At 73.0% G+C, this 18,996-nt stretch carries 7 protein-coding genes; 3 read left to right on the top strand and 4 right to left on the bottom strand.

Annotation, left to right across the window (positions count from 1 at the left end; genetic code table 11):
* Positions 1 to 15 precede the first annotated feature (15 nt).
* From ACWY4P_RS04120 to ACWY4P_RS04110, 3 genes are all read left to right on the top strand, one after another.
* Positions 16 to 1,290 carry a cytochrome P450 gene (locus ACWY4P_RS04120; RefSeq protein WP_456208720.1) on the top strand — a complete coding sequence of 425 codons (1,275 nt, stop codon included), beginning with the start codon at positions 16 to 18 and terminating at the stop codon, positions 1,288 to 1,290.
* Between the two features lie 40 nt (positions 1,291 to 1,330).
* Positions 1,331 to 2,083: an acetoacetate decarboxylase gene (locus ACWY4P_RS04115; RefSeq protein ID WP_456208718.1), complete on the top strand. Its 753-nt coding sequence runs from the start codon at positions 1,331 to 1,333 to the stop codon at positions 2,081 to 2,083.
* Positions 2,084 to 2,145: 62 nt separating this feature from the next.
* The gene (locus ACWY4P_RS04110; RefSeq protein ID WP_456212806.1) at positions 2,146 to 3,030 is read left to right on the top strand and encodes an IS982 family transposase; all 885 of its coding nucleotides are present in this window, start codon (positions 2,146 to 2,148) and stop codon (positions 3,028 to 3,030) included.
* A 19-nt stretch (positions 3,031 to 3,049) separates the two neighbouring features.
* On the opposite strand, the gene ACWY4P_RS04105 is transcribed toward ACWY4P_RS04110, so the two are convergent.
* The 4 genes from ACWY4P_RS04105 to ACWY4P_RS04090 all read right to left on the bottom strand — a co-directional run bounded on the left by ACWY4P_RS04105 (position 3,050) and on the right by ACWY4P_RS04090 (position 18,720).
* Positions 3,050 to 4,258 (bottom strand): glycosyltransferase, encoded by a 1,209-nt coding sequence (locus ACWY4P_RS04105; protein ID WP_456208717.1) that lies wholly within the window; start codon positions 4,256 to 4,258, stop codon positions 3,050 to 3,052.
* A gap of 41 nt (positions 4,259 to 4,299) precedes the next feature.
* Complete coding sequence (locus tag ACWY4P_RS04100) at positions 4,300 to 5,172, bottom strand: TauD/TfdA dioxygenase family protein (RefSeq protein WP_456208716.1); 873 nt, start codon at positions 5,170 to 5,172, stop codon at positions 4,300 to 4,302.
* A 106-nt stretch (positions 5,173 to 5,278) separates the two neighbouring features.
* Complete coding sequence (locus tag ACWY4P_RS04095; RefSeq protein ID WP_456212805.1) at positions 5,279 to 14,635, bottom strand: amino acid adenylation domain-containing protein; 9,357 nt, start codon at positions 14,633 to 14,635, stop codon at positions 5,279 to 5,281.
* A gap of 95 nt (positions 14,636 to 14,730) precedes the next feature.
* A complete protein-coding gene (locus ACWY4P_RS04090) occupies positions 14,731 to 18,720 on the bottom strand; it encodes a non-ribosomal peptide synthetase (protein WP_456208715.1) in 3,990 nt (1,329 codons plus the stop codon).
* Positions 18,721 to 18,996 lie beyond the last annotated feature (276 nt).

The raw sequence follows: 18,996 nt of genomic DNA, 5'->3' as shown, positions 1-18,996 counted from the left end.
AGAAGAGGACATCCGATGATGGGCATCAGAGGTGCTCGTACGGCGATCAAGTTCGCCACCTTCCGGACCATGATGGCGGGGGCCGCGCTGGCCGGGGATCCCGCCGCGAAACTGCTGGCAATCCGGCAGCCCACGGACCCGTTTCCGCTGTACGAACAGATCCGGGAGCGGGGCGATGTCTACCGCAGCAGGCTCGGGATCTTCTGCACCGTCTCACACGCGCGGTGTCGATCCGTCCTGAAGGACCCCCGGTTCGGCATGCCGGTTCCCCCGTCGCCCCCGGCCTGGGAGATGTCCCAAGGGGACGCGGATACGCTGATCCACCCCATCGAGCGGTCGCTGCTGGCGGTGAATCCCCCCGAGCACACCCGGCTGCGCAGACTCGTCGCGCCCTGGTTCACCGCCAGCGCCCTGCGCGCCCGCGCCGCCAAGGTCGAAAAGATCGTCCACAGCCATCTGGACCGCATCTCCGTCGGCGAGGACTTCGATCTGGTCCGGGACTTCTCCTCGCAGGTGCCCACCGCCGTCATCGGTGACATGCTCGGCATCGAGATCGAGGACTACGAGCAGTTCGGCCGGTGGGGCATGGCACTGGCCACCACCATCGACGGCGTACGCACCATGGGGGAGCGCCGACTGGTACGCGCGGTGCTGGCGGAGATGACGGCGTTCTTCACGCGGCTGATCGAGGAGAACCGCCGCGCTCCCCGTGACAACGCGATCAGCGGCCTGGTCGGCGCCGAGGTCGACGGCCGGCCGGTCACCGACGAAGAGCTGATCGGGCTGATCGGGCTGCTGCTGGCGGCCGGTCTCGAGACCACCGTCAACCTCATCTCCAACAGCGTGCGCTTTCTGTTGGACCACCCGGATCAGCAACGACTGTTCCTCGACCGCCCCGAGATCGCGCCCGACGTGGTGGAAGAGGCTCTCCGCTACGACCCACCGGCGATGTTCACCGTCCGGATGGCCCTCGAGGACGTCGAACTCGACGGCCGGCCGATTCCGCGCGGCGGTTGGCTCGTCCAGCTGCTGGGGGGCGCCAACCGCGACCCGAAGGTGTTCACCGACCCTCATCGCTTCGACATCACCCGGGGCAACATCCGGGAACACATCTCGTTCTCCGCCGGTGCGCATCACTGCGTCGGCTCAGGGCTGGCGCGGCTGGAGGCGGAGATCGCCCTGCGCGAGCTGTTCGCCCGCTTCCCGGACATGCGGATCGCCGGAGACGTCACGATGCGGACCGCCCGCAGCGCGCGAGGTCCCCAGTCCATCCCGATCAGCGTCGCCTAGGCCGTCGGGCCCGATCCGTCCCAGAGGAGCCAGAAGAACCATGCGTGCCGAAGATGTGCGCCGTCATTACGCCACCCCGATCGGTGCTCCCGCCTACCCGCCGATGCTGCCCAAATACATCGATCGCGAGTACCTCAACATCTTCTACCGGACGGATCCGGACGCCGCCAGAGCCGTGACACCGGAGCCGCTGGAGATCGCGGACCCCGTCGTCCGGTTCGAGGTGATGAGGATGAACGAGGTGACCGGGTACGGCCCCTACACCGAGGCCGGACAGGCTCTCTCGGTCAGCTACCAGGGTGAACCCGGTGAGTATCTGCACGCGATGTACCTGGACAGCTTCCCGGCGGCCGCCGGCGGACGGGAGGTCGGCGCCTATCCCAAGGTCCTGGGCTCACCCTCGCTCTACATCGACAACGCCGCACTGGTCGGCACCCTCGACTACGGCACGCTCCGGGTGGCCACCGCGACCATGGGCTACAAACACCATGCCATGGACCCTGACGACGCTCGTGCGCAGATCAGCATCCCCACCTACATGCTCAAGTTCGCCCCGGACTACGACGCGTCGATGCGGGCCTGCGAGCTGGTGCGCACGGAGATCACCGACATCGAGGTCAAGGAGGCGTGGACCGCGCCGGCCAGGCTGCAACTGTTCGAGCACGTCCTCGCGCCCCTGGCCGACCTGCCTGTGCTGGAGATCATCTCCGCGAGCCATATCGTCACGGACCTGACACTCGGTCCGATGAAGCCGGTACACGACTACCTCGAAGCCGGGATGGATCCCGCCTAGATGATTGAGTCCGATGTTTGTGCTGGCCGCGACTATGGCGAAGGGCGCCCGTTGGCTTGGTTGTGACTCCTTGCCTGGACGCCCTTCTGGCGGCACTGTACGTGTTCATCGACGACCATGTGGCTCCCCGTCGCCGGATCGGGCGACCTCCAAAACTGACGGACGCCGAACTGCTGTGCCTGGCGGTTGCCCAGGTCCTGCTGGGCTTCTCTTCCGCACGGCACTGGATTCGCTTCGCCCACGCCCGGCTCGGGCACTTGTTCCGCTACCTGCCCCAGCAGTCCGCCTACAACAAGCGGCTCAACGCCGCCGGACCGCTGATCAGCACCGTGATCGAGGCGCTGGCCAGGCAGGTGCCGAGCTGGCACGACGACCTGCGGCTGATCGATTCCACCCCACTGCCGTGTGCGGCCTCCCGCGAGACGGTCAAACGCTCCGACCTGGCCGGGCACGCCGGATACGGCTACTGCCGCAGCCACTCCCGCTTCTTCTGGGGCTTCCGGCTCTACCTGCTGACCACCGCCGAGGGCATGCCGATCTCCTGGTGCCTGGCCAACCCCAAGCTCGGCGAGCGGGAGGTGATGTGCGCGTTGCTGGAACGCGACCACCACCTCGTCCGCGCCGGTCAGGTGATCCTTGCGGACAAGGGCTTCGCCGGGCGGGAGTTCGAGGCGTTCCTGACCGAGCGTCTGGGCGTCCATCTGGTACGGCCGGACCGGAAGGACGAGCCGGTCCGACACGGCCGCCTCGCCCGCGTCCGCCAGTGGATCGAAGCCGTCATCGACACGCTCAAGGGTCAGCTCGGCCTGGAACGACACGGTGGCAGAACCCTGCATGGGGTGTTCGCCCGCACCGGCCAACGACTCCTCGCCCTCGCAGCCGGCATCTGGCACAACTGGACCACCGGCGCCAAGATCAAGCGATCCCTGATCGCCTACGACCACTGAAAACATCGGACTCATTCATCTAGGGGAGAATCTTCTCGAGCAACATCTTCGCGGCCACCGTCGCCCCATCGGTGCGGATCGTACCGGCCACGGCGGCCGCTCGTGCGCGGGTCCCGGGGGTCAGGGCCGTCCTGAGAGCGGCTGACAGGGACTCGGCGGTCGGAGTCGGCCCGTCGTGTGCCGCGCCGATGCCCAGCTCGGCCACCCGGCCGGCCCAATATGGCTGGTCCACCATCTGGGGAACCACCACCTGAGGCGCGCCGGCCCGGGCGGCCGCCGTCGTGGTGCCCGCGCCGCCGTGGTGCACGACGGCGGCCACCCGGCCGAACAGTGCCTGTAGGTTGGCCTCGCCGACGACGAAGCAGTCGTCCCGGTCGTCGATCGGGGCCAGCTCGGCCCAGCCGTGGGAGACGAGTACGCGGCGGCCCTGCGCGCGGATCGCCTCGACGGCCACCCGGGCGGCGTCCTCCGGTGCGCGCATGCTGCCGAAGCCCACGTACACCGGTGGTGTGCCGGCGTCCAGGAATGCCTCCAATCCGGCCGGGAGCGGGCGTTCCTTGGGCAGGATCCACGCGCCGGTCTGCACCACATCGAGGTCCGGGGTGTCCTGCCACGGGCCCAGGGTCGGATCCGCCGCCAGCCACGGGTGGTCGGTGAAGACGTGGTCGCGGACGTTGTCCACCGGTGGCAGGCCGATCGACGCCCTGCGGGTGTTGAGCGCCGCGCCGAACAGCTCCTGGATGGCCTGGGCGTCCAGGTCCCACAGCGCCCGGTTGTCGGTCACGTCTGCCGGGAACGGCAGGCCCTCCCGCGGCGGCGGCGGGAAGTGCGGCGACGGCAGGGCGACCGGAAAGTAGCTCGCGTACACGTAGCGGATGCCCAGTTTCTCGGCCACCGACCGCGCGGCGACCTGCGCCAAGCCGGCCGCCACCAGCGCGTCACATCCCTCGGCCGCCGCGGCGACCGTGTCGAACTGCTGGGCGACCAACTCGACGCGCCGCCGTGACAGTTCCGCCGCCGACGGCGGCGTCGCCCCGTGCATGAACGGGCGCACCGGCCGGCCGGTCGGCACCAGCGGCACGCCGACACCGGCCAGCAGCTCCGCGAACTCCTCGTCCGGCGGCGCGCACACCCGCGCCTCCGCGCCGAGTGCCCGCAACCGCACCGCGAGTGCCACCATCGGTTCGATGTCCCCGCGCGACCCATACGTCGACAGCAACACACGCATTCAGATTCCCGTTTCCGTAGGTTCCGTGATCTGCCGTCGGCTCAGCCCTTGAGCGGGCCGCCGTTGATCGCCACCCGGCGGCCGTAACGGGTGTGCGGGTAATAGTCGTAGACCGCGTGGTGCTGGACGCAGCGGTTGTCCCAGAAGACCAGGGTGTTGGGCTCCCAGCGCACCCGGCAGAAGAGCAACGGGCGTTCCGCGACCACCTTGAAGAGCAGGTCCAGCACCGCTCGGCTCTCGTCGGCCGACAGCTGCGGGACGCGGTCGGTGTAGGCGGGATTGGCATAGAGGACCTGGCGGCCGGTCTCCGGGTGCCGGACCACCAGCGGGTGCTCGGACTTGGGTACCACATAGTCCGGCGGCAGGGTGTATCCCTTGAGCGACAGCCCGCCGTCGTGCACGGCGGTCAGCCCGTCCAGCAGTCCGCGCAGCGCGGGGGAGAGCATGTCGTAGGCCAGGTACATGTTGGCGAAGAGGGTGTCGCCGCCGCAGTCAGGCTCGGGCGTCCGGGTGATGTGCAGCATCGAGCCGAGCGACGGCTCCGGGTCCGCGGTGCCGTCGGCATGCCAGCCGTTGCCGGCCACGTTGCTCGCCTCGGCGCTGGTGCGGATCTCCAGCACGTACGGGTCGCCTTCCGGCGGCGGCGGGTTGACCGGACGCAGTTCGCCGAAGTGGCCGGCGAACCGCTTGTGGTCATCGACGGTGATGTCCTGTCGGCGGAAGACCAGCACGTGGTGGTCGAGAAAGGCACGGCGGACCTCGGTGAGCTGTTCCCCGGTCAGCTCCCGGGTGAGGTCCAAACCGGAGATCTCGGCACCGATGACCGGGGTGATCGGCGCGACCTCGATGGTCCGGTACTCGGCCTGTGGCCGGGTGGTGATCCGTTTGATGGCGTCGAGTTCGTACTGTTCCATGGCTCTCCCTGCCGGTTCCGGGCGGTGGCCCCGCCGGGTTCCGGCGGATGGTCGGTTGGACGGTCGATTCGGCGGTCGGATGGTTCCGGGCGGCCGGTGCCGGCCGTCAGCGCCGACCGGCCACATCGCGGTGGACGGCGTTGACCGCGGTCGTCACCGCCGCCACATGGGGCGGACGGACCAGGCCGTAGTGGGTGGTCTCCAGTTCCTCCCAGTCGCTCGGCGCGGTCAGGTGGGCCCGCCACAGCGCGCGCTGCTCCGCGGGCGAGCCGAGCGGCGGCAGGCCCCGCACCGGGAGCCGGGCCAGCCACACCCGGGCCGGGGTGGTGGCCAGCAGCGGCAGCCGATGGCCGGCCATGGCACGGAGGTTGGCCAGGCAGCGCCGGGTGAGCCGTTCGGCGTACTCTCGGGCCGCCTCGCCGTCCCGGCCGCTGCCGCCGAGTCCCAGCTCGTGCGCGAAGAGCGTCTGCAACTCCCCCTCGCCGTACGTCCGGTAGAGCGGGCCGGTGCCGGGCGGCGGCGGATCCAGCAGGTGGAGCGTATCCACGGGCCGGCCGGCCGCTTCCGCCTCGGCAGCCATGCCGACGGCCACCCAGGCGCCGAACGACCACCCGGCCAGCTGCCGGTGCCAGCCGGCGGCCGGGAAGCGCGCCTCCAGCGCCGCGTGGTAGTGGCGGGCCCGCTCGGCGATGGTCCACTCCGGGCCGCCGACCCGGCGCAACGCCGGGTCGGCGATCAATGCCACCGTCAGCCGCGGGTCGAGGCCCGCGACCAGCGCGCGGTAGGCCTGGATGTCTCCGCCGACCGGGTGTATCAGACACAGCACCTCGGTTCCGGTGCCCTGCTGCCACACCTCGAGCGTGATCCGCGATCCGGCCGCCGGGACGTCATCGGCCGCCCCGGCCGTGCCGCCGGAGGCGGACGCCGCGGAGCGGGCCCGGTCCAGCAGGGTCAGCACCTCGGTCAGCGAGACCTGGTGACTCAGCTCGGCCAGGTCGAGCTCCACGTCGAAATGGCGCTTCATCTCGCCGATGAGGTCCAGCAGGGTCAGCGAGTCGGCGCCCAGGTCGTAGAGCGAGATGTCCGGGTCGAGGGTGTCAAGACCCAGCCACTCGCACAGCCGGTCGCCCAGCAGCGCGGCCGGTTCGCTCCGGCCCTCCGCGGGACGCGGCCGCGAACCGCCGGCGTCCGGCAGGGCGGCGACCTCCGGTGCGGCCGCCGTGGTGACCGGGGCGGGCGCCGGCCCGGCGTAGAAGACGCGGGACGCCGTCGGTTCTGTGGTGGAGACGAGCACCTGCGGAAGTTGCGCGGCCAGCGCCCGGGCGAAGGTCCGGCGGCCCTCCGCCACCGTCAACCCGACCGCCAGATGGGCCTGGTGGCGGACGTCGGTGGCCGGGACACGCAGCGCCATCCCGGCCTCCCGCCACACGTCCCAGCCGATGGCCAGCCGGAGCGTCGTCCCACCGCCGTCCGGCTCGTGATGGGCGAAGGCGTCCAGCACCCCGGCCGCCGCGGCGTAGTCGAGCCGGCCGACCCCGCCCAGCGTCCCGGACATGGAGGAGCAGTAGACGGCCAGATGCGGCCGGAATCGCTCGACCAGGCGCTCCACCAGCAGCGCGCCGTGCAGTTTGGCGAGCGAGCCGGCGCGCGCCACGGCGGGGTCGCGGCGCGCGATCAGCCCTCCCGCTCCCGCGCCGGCCGCGTGCACCACGGTGTCCAGCCGCCCGGTACGGTCGGCGACGAGAGCGACGAGATCGGCGAGCTGCTCCAGGGAGCCCGCGGCGGAATCCGCGGCCAGGTCGGCCTCGACCAGCTCGACCCGGTCGGCCCAGGGCACCAGCGCGTCCGGCAGTTCCGGCCGCCGGGCCAGCAGCAGCACCCGGCCGGCTGTCCGCTCCAGCAGCCAGCCGGCGATCGTGGCGCCGATTCCGCCGGTGCCGCCCAGCAGCAGGTGGACCGTATCCGCCGCGGTCGGCAGCACGGGGCCGGCGTCAGGCCACGGAGCCGGTACCGGCACGGTGGCCTGCCGCCACCAGTACCCGTGGCGCAGTGCCAGGTGCGCCGGCAGCCGCTCGTCGGCGGCCAGCAGCGCCGCCAGCGGCGCCGCCCAGCCGGTCGGCGCGGCGGCCGGGAGGTCGACCCAGTGCCCAGCGGCGGCGCCTTCCTGCGGGGCCACTTCGGTGACCCCGGCGAGCAGCGCCGACTCGGGCCGGTCCACCGGGCCGTCCACCGGCCGGGCCCGGTACGACAGCCACACCGGGCGCAGCGTGAGACCGGTCCGGCCGGCCGCCGCCCGGACCAGTGCGGCCGGAGCGTCCAGGCAGGCCCAGCGGGCACGGTGCAGCCGGTCGGCGTCGACCGGGCCGGTCACGCTCAGCGGCAGCGCGTGCAGCCAGTCCACGGTGCCCAGGTCGCCCAGTGCGTCCAGCAGCGCGCCGAGCGAGGCCGGGTCGGCCGGGTCCACCAGGTAGGAGTCGTCGTCGAGCCGGGCGAACCCGTCCGCGGCGGCCACCAGCACCACCCGCGGACGGACCGAGCGCAGCGCCCGTACCTCCTCCGGGTCGGCCGGGCCGTCCGTGACCAGCACCAGCGGGTGGGAGGCGACCGCCGGGGCGGTGGTGCCCGCCCGGCGGAACCGGACCCAGTGCGGCTGGTGCAGCCACTGCTCCTCGGCGAGCCGTGTCGGCCAGGTGGTACCGGTCGGCGCCGGCCCGGCCGGCCCGGTCGGCCCGGTCGGCGCCCGTTCGACGTCGTACTCCGCCTGGGCGAAGGCCGGCGGAGGGAAGTCCCACGGCGCCTGCGCCGGCCCCGCCGGCCAGCCGATCCGCCGGCCGGCCAGCCAGTCGGTGACCAACCGCGGCGCGCTGCGATCCGCCGCCGGGACCGGCTCGGCATCCGGCTCTACTACGGTGCCGGCAGCGGTTCGCAGCCACCGCACCGCCGAGGCCGGGTCCGGGCAGACAGCCGCCATCCGCCAGCGGCGGGCCGGTCGGCCGGCCTGGAGATGGCGCAGAACCGCCGGGTACGCTTCCGGGCGCTCCGCGAGGTAGGCGGCGATCCGGTCCGCGTCGGCGCGCAGCGCCGCCTCGCTGGAGGCGGAGAGCAGCAGGCAGGGCGGTGGGGCGTCGACCGGCCGCCCCGGCTCGCCCGCTTCGATCACCGCGTGCGCGTTGGCGCCCCCGATGCCGAAGCTGCTGACCGCCGCCACCCGCGGCCGGTCGGCCGGCCAGGGCAGCGCCTCAACCGGGACGTAGAACGGTGTCGGATCGGGGCCGAGCCGCGGGTTGAGGGCGCGGAAGTCCACAGTGGGCGGGATCAGTCCATGGTGGACGGACAGTGCCGCCCGGACCAGCCCGACCACGCCGGCCGCCGCGCCCAGGTGGCCGATCTGGCTCTTGACCGAGCTCAGCGCGGTACGGCCGGACTCCGGCACCCCGAACGCCTGCCGCAACGCGCCGACTTCGACCGGATCGCCGAGCCGGGTGCCGGTGCCGTGCGCCTCGACGTAGCCGAGGTCGGCGCCGGTACGCCCGCTGCGGCGCAGCGCGGTACGGATCACCTCGCGCTGGCCGGCGAGCGAGGGGGCGCTGTAACCGAGCTTGTCCGAGCCGTCGTTGTTCACCGCCGACCCGGTGACCAGCGCGTAGACCGTGTCGCCGGCTCTGCGGGCCAGCCGCAGCGGCTTGAGCACCAGCATGCCCACCCCGCTGGAGCCGACGGTGCCGGTGGCGTCATCGCTGAAGGACCGGCAGTGGCCGTCCACTGAGTAGATGTGCTGCGGCCGGTAGCGATAACCGTCGCTCAGCCCGGTGTCCACCAGCACCCCGCCGGCCAGCATCACGTCGGCGTCGCCCTGCCGCAGCAGCCCGGCGGCCACGTGCACCGCGAAGAGCGAACTGGCGCACGCCGCCTGGACGGTGAAGGCGGGACCGGTCAGGTTGAGGTGGTAGGCGGCCTTGGTGGCCAGGAAGTCCTTCTCGTGGTGGAGCGCGAGCTGGAACCCGTCCGGTAACCGGTCCGGGTCGGTCTGCCGCAGCATGGCCTGGAAGTAGGTGTTCTCGCCCGCACCGGCCACCAGCCCGACCCGCAGAGCCGAGGTGTCGGCGATGCCGGCGTGCGCCAGCGCTTCGACGCAGGTCATCAGCGTGTGCCGCTGCTGTGGGTCCATCAGCCGGGCCTCCTGCCGGCCGATGCCGAAGTGCTCCGGGTCGAAGTCGAGCAGCCCGTCCATCTGACTGCGTGCCCCCACCAGCCCGTCCGGGGCGTCGAAGTACTCGATGCCACGGCCGCCGTCCCGGATCAGCTCCCAGAAGGCCCGCAGATCCGGGGCGCCGGCCACCCGTACCGCCATCCCGACCACCGCGATCGGCTCCTGGCCCGCCGCCTCGGCCGGTCGCGCACCGGGCCCGGTGCGCTCGAGAAGGGCCCGGTCGGAGTGCGCCCCGGTGGCCGGTGCGGTGCGGTCCGTGGCGCCCTCGCCGGAGCGGACTGGCCCCGTGCCGTCCAGGAAGCGGGCCAGCGTGCGTACCGTTACGTGCTCGAACAGGTCCGCGATCCCGAACCGCAGGCCGAGCGCGGTGGTGCACCGCAGGTGGAAGCGCATCAGCCCCAGGCTGGACGCGCCGGCCTCGAAGAACGTCTGGTCCGGGCCGATGGGCACACCGGTCACCGTCTGATACGCGGCGGACAGCTCGGCCTCGCGCGCCGAGAGCCGCTGACCGCCGGCCGGGGCGCGCCGCAGCTCCTCGCCCGGGGCGCGCAGCGCCGCCCGGCGGTCCAACTTGCCGCTCGGGGTGCGCGGCAGCGACTCCAGACGACGGAACCGGTCGATCCGCACGTGCGGCGGGAGCAGCGGCACCAGGTGGTCGGCCAGCTCCCGGGCCGAAGGGGCGTCATCGCGGCACTCCAGGCAGGCGGTCAGCCCGCCACCCTCCGGGACCACCAACGCGTTGACCACCTTCGGGTGGCGCAGCAGCGCCGCCTCCACCTGGCCAGGCTCCAGCCGGTGGCCGCTCAGCTTGATCTGCTGGTCGTCCCGGCCGTGGTGGTGCAGCAGCCCGTCGTGGCCGAAGGCGGCCCGGTCGCCGCTGCGGTAGAACAGGCCCGCTCCGGGCAGTTCGACGAAGCGCTCCCGATTCAGCGCGCCGTCGCCCAGATAACAGCGGGACACCATGATGCCGCCGATCAGCAGGTCGCCGACGCAATCGGGGGGTAGCGGCTCGCCGGCCGGGTCCACCACCCGCAGCAGCGCGCCCGCCACCGGGACGCCGATGGCCGGGCGCTCCGGCCACCGCGCCGGGTCACCGGCCAGGCACAACGCGCTGACCACGTGCGTCTCGGTCGGCCCGTAGTGGTTGAACAACCGGGCCCCCGGCAGACCGGCGAACCAGCGGCGGATGGCGTCGGTGCACACCAACTGCTCACCCGCGGTGACCACCTCGCGCAGCCGGGACGGGTAGCGGCCCAGGTGGACGGCGTGTTCGGCAAGCAGTTGCAGCGCCACATACGGCATGAAGATCCGCTCCACGCCGGCCGACTCCAGCTGGTCGAGCAGCGCCGGGGCGTCCTGCCGCCAACCGGGGCGGATCAGGTGCAGGCAGCCGCCACCGCACAGGGTGGTGAAGATCTCCTGGAACGAGACGTCGAAAGACAGCATGGAGAACTGCTGGGTCACGGCCGGTGCGCCGAGACCGCCCTCGGCCGCCTGCCAGTGCAGCAGGTTGGCCAGTGTGTGGTCGAAGACCTGGACGCCCTTGGGCACCCCGGTGGAGCCGGAGGTGAACAGCGTGTACAGCGGACGGCCGGCATGCGGCGGCAGCGGTACGGCGGGCGGCTCGCCCTCCGCCAGGGTGACCGTCCGGCGTGCCGTGTCGCCCGGGTCCACCACATCGAACTCCGGCCCCCCGCCCGGCGCGAGGAGCACGCACACCGGATCGACCTGGCGCAGGATCTGCCGCAGCAGCTCGGTCGGGTAGGCCGGGTCGAGCGGCACCGCGGTCCAGTTGAGCCGGGCGAGCGCCAGCAGCGCCACCACGTGCTCCACCGACGGCTCCATGTACACCGCCACATGCCGCCACCCCTCGTCACCGGCCGCCAGGGGGTGACCGGCCCGCAGCTCCTCGGCGAGCGTGGCCGCCCACAGGTCCAGCTGTGCGTAGCCGACCGGGCCGTCGGCGGCCATCAGGGCCGGCGCGTCCGGGGTCCGGGCGACCTGGGTGGCGAAGCCCTCGGCCACCGTGGCCCAGCCGCCGGCCGGCTCGGCGCCGCGCCCCGGCTCCGGCAGCCCGCGCCGGTACGAGGCCGCCAGCTCGGCGGGGGTACCGGACCGGCCGGCGGCGAGCAGGTCCAGGCCGGCCCGGAACAGCCGGTCCATGGCTTCGATCTCGGCAGCCGCGAAGTGGTCGGCCGCGTACTCCCACAGGCAGTCGAAGCCGTCCGGGTGTTCCACCAGCGATACGGTCAGCGGCACCTTGGCCTCGGCCGGTGCCCGCCACATGGGCCGGGCGGTGATCCCGGGCAGCTCCAGCGCGCCGAAGTCGGTGTTCTCCAGTACGAACAGAACGTCGAACGGGGGCCGGCCGGCCGGGTGGCCACGGTCGTCCAGCACGTCGGCGAGCGACACGTCCTGCCACTCCAGGGTCGCCCGCACCGCCGCGCCCAGCCGCAGCAGTTCGGCGCGCAGCTCGCCGCGCGGCGCGACCGCCACGGGCAGCAGCACGGTGTTGGCGAACATCCCGACACTCGACTCGAAATCCTGCACAGGACGGCCCGTGACGGGCGCGGCGATCCGCGGCCGGGTCCGGCCGGTGACCGCGTACAGGCTCCAGGCGAACACGCCGAGCAGCAACTCGAAACGGCTCAGCTCCAGCTCGCCGCAGAGCCGGTCCACCGCGGCACGGCGGTCCGGGTCCAGCGCGGTGCGCCACAGTCGGCCCTCGGGCCGGGGCCGGTGGCGGGCCGGCCGCAGCGGTTCGTCCGGCTCCTCCTCGGCGGTCCACCACTCGCGCAGCTCGGCGCGGAGCGCCTGGTACCCGGCCGTGGCGAACCAGCCAGCCTGCCAGGCCGCGTGGTCCAGCGGGGTCGGTGCCGTGGAGACCTCCGGCAGCGCGGCGTCCGGCGCCCCGAGCGCCTGGGCGTAGCAGGCCGACAGGTCGCGGAAGAGCACCGTCAACGACCAGCCGTCCACCGCGATGTGATGCAGCCGCAGCAGCAGCGTGCCGCCGTTCGGGCGCGGCAGCCAGCAAGCGGCCAGCATCCTGGGACGCGCCAGATCGTGCGGCTCGGCGAAGAACCGGTCGGCAAAGGCAGATGCGGCCTCCGCACCGGCGAGCGCCGCGGCCTCCGGCTCGGTCCACGGGTCGTACGGCTCGCCCACCACCTGCAGCAGACCGTCCGGCGACGCCTCGAACCCGGTGCGCAGTGCCGGATGCCGAGCCACCAGGCCGCACAGAGCCCGGCGCAGCGCGGCCCGGTCCACCCGGCCGTCCAGCCGGAGCGCCTGGCCCACCGTGTAGCCACGGGAACCGGGGAAGCGCTGGTGGTGCAGCCAGAGCCGCTGCTGCTCGCTGGTGGCCGGACCACGGGTGGCACCGGACGGCGGGGCCGGCACCGGGTAGCGCGGTCCGGCTCCTGAACCGGCCTGATCGATCGCCTCCGCGATGGCGGCGAAGTCGGCGTGCAGCACCGCCGCCTGGCCCAGCTCGTGCCCCCAGCGGCGGCGGATCTCGAACCGGAGCCGCAGAGCCCGCAGCGAGTCGCCCCCGCTGGAGATCCACCGGTCGGTGGGGCGCAGCCCCGAGGTGCCGAGCACTGCCTCGGCCAGCTCCAGCACCTCGCGCTGGCGCGCGGTGACCGAGGCGACCGGGCCCGCGTCGGCGGAGCGCTGCCACGGGCGGTCCGGGCGGCGCAACAGGGCGGCCCGGTCCACCTTGCCGTTGCCGGTCAGCGGCAGTGCGTGCACCCGGTGAACCCGGTGCGGCCTCATATAAACCGGTACGGCGGACGTCAGGTGCCGGTCGAACTCCTCGAAGTCCAATTCCGGGCCGGCCACCAGGTAGGCCAGCAGTTCATGTCCGGCGGTCCCCGGACGCTCCCGGGTGCAGACATACGCCTGCCGGACCGCCGGGTGCGCCGCGATCCGCCGTTCCACTTCGGCCGGCTCGATCCGGAAGCCGCGCACCTTCACCTGCCGGTCCACCCGGCCCAGGTAGCTGATCACGCCGTCTGGGCCGGCCCGCACCAGGTCGCCGGTGCGGTAGTAGCGCTCCCGGCCGCCGTCGTACCAGGACAGCCGGACGAACCGCCGGGCGGTCTCCTCCGGCAGGTTGCGGTAGCCGGTCGCCACGCCAGGCCCGGACAGCAGCAGCTCCGCCACCTCGCCCGGTTCGGCGACGCGCTCGGAGCCCCGTACCACCAGCAGTGTCCCGGTGTCCGGTATCGGCAGGCCGACCGGTACGACGTCCGTGTCGAAGTCCCGGGGGATCGGGTGAATGAGCGCGAAGGTGCACACCTCGGTGGGGCCGTAGATGTTGTGCAGCACCGTGGCGCCGCCGGCGTTGTGCCGGTACCAGCGCCGTACCACGGCCGTGTTGAGCTGCTCGCCGCCGACCAGCACCTGCCGGGCACCAGCGAAGCAGGAGGGCACGGTGTCCACCACGGCGTGGAAGAGCGCGGTGGTGACGAACAGCGTGTCGATCCGCTCGCGCAGCAGCGCGGCGGCCAGCCGGTGCGGCGACTGCACGTCCTCGTCACGCAGCACCACGCAGCAACCGCCGGTCAGCAGCGGTGTCCACATCTCGAAGTTGATCGCGTCGAAGGCCGGGTTGGACAGGCAGGAGAACCGTGCCCCCGCCGCCGGCCGCAGCCAGCCGGGCCGGGCCATCCGCATGATGCCGGCCTCCGGCACCTCCACCCCCTTGGGCCGACCGGTGGTGCCGGAGGTGTAGAGGACCAGCCCGGCCGGCCGCTCCGGGAACCCGTCGATGACGCCACCCGCTTCGACCGGTCGGCCGGGGCCGTCGCCCGGCTCGGCCTGGGCCGATACCGCCTGGTCCGATACGGCCCGGTCCGATACGGCGGTCAGCAGCCGCGCCGCCGGGAGCGGACGCAAGGTGGCCGGAAGGTCCTTTGGCGCTGTGGTGCCGTGCACCAGCACGACGCTGCCCGAGTCCGTCAGGATGTGCGCCTGTCGCTCCGGCGGGCTCTGCGCGTCCAGCGGTACCACCCGCGCGCCCAGCCGCAGTGCGCCGAGCACCACCACGACCAGCTGCCAGGAACGCGGCAGGCCGACCGCGACCGAATCGCCGGGGCGCACCCCGTGGCGCCGCAGCGCCGCGGCCACCTGGGCGCCCGCGGTGTCCAGCGCCGCGTAACCGAACCGGCGGCCCTGGTCCACCAGCGCGATCGCGTCGGGGGTGAGCCGCGTCTGTAGGTGGACGCCGTGTGCCAGACCGGTCGCCACCATGGCCGGCAGGCCGTCCGCCGGTGATTCGCCCGGGGTCGGCAGACCGTCGGGGCTCGGCCGCTCGGCGGGGGCCGGGCCGTTGCTCAAGGTCGTCATCACAGCTCCAGCGCCGCGGACGGCACGGCCGGGCGGGCCGGCTCCGCGGCGTCCAGCCGGGCCAGCTCCGCGACGACCACCTCGGCCACCGTCGGCACCTGTGTTCCCTCCAGCAAGTCCCAGTGGCCGCAGTCGAGCGTCACCACCGCGAGCCCCGCACCGGCCCGCCGTCGCCAGAACTCGCGGGTCGGGTGCGGGCCCGACGCGCCCGGCCCGTCCGCGGCGGCCTCGATCAGGGTCAGCCGGGCGGTGGTCGGCCGCGGATGATGGTCGCGGGCGGTCATCCGGCTGTGGTTGTACGTCTCGAAGTACCGGGTGAGCTGGTCGGCTTCGATGCCCGGGTACATGCCGTTGAACCGGACCAGCTTCTCGGCGAACTCCTCGTACTCCACCGGCTGGATCGCGGCCTGCTCGGCCGGGTCGTCGAAGGCGTGCGTGTCGAGCAGCACCACGCTCAGCCGGGAGTGGCCGGCCAGCGCCAGCCGTCGGCCCATCTCATGTGCGATCAGGCCGCCGTAGGACAGCCCGCACAGCACCAACGACTGGTCCGGGCGGGCGTCGATCAGTTCCAGATACGCCTGCGCCATCGCCTCGACGGTGGGAAGCGGCGCCTCATCCGGATTGATGCCCGGGGCCTGGAGGCCCCAGACCCCGATGTCCCCGGGGAGCGCGCCGGCCAGCGGCAGATAGCAGAAGGCGGTACCGCCGGCCGGATGGACGCAGATCAGCCGCCGTCGGCCGGCGCCGGCCCGGAACTCGATCAGGTTCGTACCCGGCGGCCCGGAGGCGCCCCGGCGCAGCCGTTCGGCGAGAGCCTCGATGGTCGGATGCCGGATCACCTCGCGGATCGGCAGCGTCTCGCCGAACTCCTCGCCGATGGCGTGGGCCACCTTGATGGCCGAGATGGAGGTGCCGCCGACATCGAAGAAGTTGTCCGATATGCCGATATCGGGGTGGAGCAGCAGCCGGGACCAGATCCGGTGCAGCACCATCTCCACATGGTCGCGTGGGGTCGTGGTGTTGACCTGTGCCGGCCGCGCCGCCCGTGCCCGCTCCAGCAGGGCCGCCCGGTCCAGCTTGCCGCTGCGGCCCAGCGGCAGGCCGGGCAGCTCCACGAAGACCGCCGGGATCATATAGTCCGGCAGCCGCTCGGCCAGCGCCGCCCGCCACTCGTGCGGTTGCCGGGACGGCGCCTCGCCGCGTCCGATGCCTGCCACCAGCCGTGGTTCGCCGGCCGGGTCGCGATCGACCAGCACCGCGGCCTCCCGCACCCCCGGCAGCGCCAGCAGAGCCGCCTCGACCTCGCCCGGCTCGATCCGGAAGCCGCGCAGCTTGACCTGGTCATCGCGGCGGCCGAGGTATTCGGCGTTGCCGTCCGGCAGCCGACGGGCCAGATCGCCGGTGCGGTAGACCCGGCCGCCCGCGACGAACGGGTCGCTCCGGAACCGCTCGGCGGTCAGCTCCGGCTGGTTGAGGTATCCGCGGGCCACGCTCGCCCCGCCGATGTACACCTCGCCCACCACGCCGGGCGGCACCGGCCGCATCCGCTCGTCGAGCAGGTAGAGCCGGGTGCCGGGCAGCGGCCGGCCGATCGGGCACGGCCGGTCCACCGGCCGCGGGTCGACATAGGCGGTGCTGTACAGCGTGGTTTCGGTCGGTCCGTAGCCGAAGCAGACCCGCAGCCCGGGCAGGGCCTTGGCCATCCGGTGCAGTGCCGCCTCGGGCAGCGACTCCACCCCGGTCAGCAACTGGCGGAGCGCCAGCCCGGCCAGCCGGCCCTGCGGGTCCTCGTCGATCCACCGCACGTAGGCCGGCGGCAGGAAGGCCTGCACCACCCGGTGTTCGCGCAGCCAGCCCAGCAGCGCGGCCGGGTCGCCGCGTAACTCCTCGGGTACCAGATGCACTTCGGCGCCCGTGGTGAGTGGCAGCAGCAGCTCGTGCACCGAGGCGTCGAATCCGATGCTGGACCAGGCCGAGGTCGCCTCGCCCGGGGTGGTGCCGAACCGGGCCAGCCACTGGTCGAAGAGGTTGAGTACGTTGCCGCGGGTCACCGCGACGCCTTTGGGCCGGCCGGTGGAGCCGGAGGTGTATATCACATACGCCAGATGCGAGGACGGGACGACAAGGCCCGGTGCACTGTCCCGCTCGCCCTCGGCCTCGACGGCCGTCAGCGGGTGCCAGTCTTCCGGCGCACCCTGCCGGTCGGTGAGCACCAGGGCCGGCCGTGCGTCGGCCACCATCGCGGCCAGCCGTTCGGTCGGCTGGCCCGGGTCGAGGGGAAGCCAGCCGGCGCCGGCCTTGAGGATGCCGAGCACACCGACCACCAGCTCGGCCGACCGGCCGGCGTACAGCGCGACCACCTGGTCCGGGCGCACCCCGCGGGCGATCAGGGCGTGCGCCAGCCGGTTGGCCCGCCGGTCGAGGTCGGCGTAGGCCAGCCGACGGTCGCCGGCCACCACCGCTGTGGCCGCCGGGGCGGACCGCACCCGCGCCTCGAACCGTTCGACCAGCCCGGCCGTCTCAGTGCCTGGAGCGCTGCCGGGCGCCGTGGCGGCCGCGTCCGTCGAGGCACCGGTGGCGTCCCAGTCGGCCAGCAGCTCGGCGGTCTCTGCCTCGTCCAGCAGCGCGTACTCGGTGACCGGCCGTCCGGGCTCCCGGGCCAGCTGCTCCAGCACCCGGACCAGGTAGCGCAGGTAGCGCTCGGCGGTCTCCCGGCCGAAGAGCGCGGTGGCGTAGTCCAGATCACCGACAATCCGCCCCTGCGCCTCCTCCAGCGCGAGCGCCAGGTCGAACTTGGCCGGGGCGAACGGCATCGGTAACAGCCGTACCGTCACCCCCGGCAGCTCCATCATCTCCTCCATGGGCGGAACCCAGGCGAGCATGGTCTGGAACAGCGGGGTGTGCGCGGCGCTGCGCGGCGGGTTGACCAGCTCCACCACCCGCTCGAACGGCAGGTCGACCTTCTTCACCCCGGCCCGTACCGTGGCCCGTACCTGCCGCAGCAACGCGGAGCCGGTCGGAGCGTCCGCCAACTCCACCCGCACTGCCAGCGTGTTGACGACGAAGCCCATGATGCCGCCGACATCGCCGCGCCGACGGTTGGCGGTGGGGGTGCCCACCACCAGGTCCTGCTGCCCGGACAGCCGGGACAGCACGATCGACCAGCCGGTCAGCAGGGTGGAGAAGAGCGAACCCCCGTGCTCCTCGGTGACCGCCTTGAGCGCCGTGGTCAACTCCCGGCCGATCTCCAGGTGCACCCGGTCGCCGGAGTGGTCCTGCTCGGCCGGGCGCGGCCGGTCGGTCGGCAACTCCAGCAGCGGCGGCACGCCGGCCAGCTTCCCGGTCCAGTACTCCTCCTGCGCGGCGGGTTCCTCGCCGGCCATCCACTCCCGCTGCCAGCGGGTGAAGTCGGTGTACTGCCACCGTGCCGGCGGCAGCGGGTCCGGCTCGCCACGCAGCGCGGCGGAGTAGAGCGCGCCGGTCTCGCGCAGCATCATGCTCCGGGACCAGCCGTCGAACATCGCGTGGTGCACGGTCAGCACGATCACGTGGTGGTCCGGGCCGAGCACCACCAGCCGACCGCGGGCCAGCGGTTCGGCGGCCATGTCGAACGGCAGGACGGTCTCCCGGTGCAGCAGGCCGGCCAGCCGGTGCTCGGCATCCGGGCAGCCGGTCAGGTCGTCCACCGCGAGTGCGAAGCCGATGTCCGCCGGATCGACCTGTTGGTACGCCTCGCCCTGGAAGGGCACCAGCCGGGTGCGTAACGCCTCATGCCGGGCGGTCAGGGCGTCCAGCGCCCGACCCAGCGCCGTCCGGTCCAGCGGCCCCCGCAGCCGGAAGGCCATCGGCTCGTTGTACGCGGCACTGGCACCCTCCCGCTGTGAAAGCGCCCACAGCCGACGCTGGCCGAACGAGAGCGGCGGCCGGCCATCGGGTCGCGGCACCGGGGCCGCGTCGGCTGAGGAGACGGAGCTAGACAACGATGTCATCGACAGCCCTTTTCGCTCATGGAGCCGGAACCTACGGAAGCTGATGCGTGGCCATCGATTGGAGACCGTGAAGCCGTTCGGGACGATTTTTGGACAGCATGATGACCATGTCAATGGCGCCCGGAACGCGACCGGCAGGGACGGCTCCGCAAGGCCGGGGCGGGCTACGAGGCGGCCAGCCGCGGGAAGAGCGCTTCCGCGTTGCCCCGGTTGATGGCCTCGCGATGGGCATCGGGGAGCGGGAAGTCGTCCAGCATGCGGGTGAAATGGGCGGAC

The organism is Streptomyces sp. LZ34, assembly GCF_053890475.1.
Note: the sequence above shows the minus strand (reverse complement) of the source record. Positions and strands in the feature narration are given on the sequence as shown.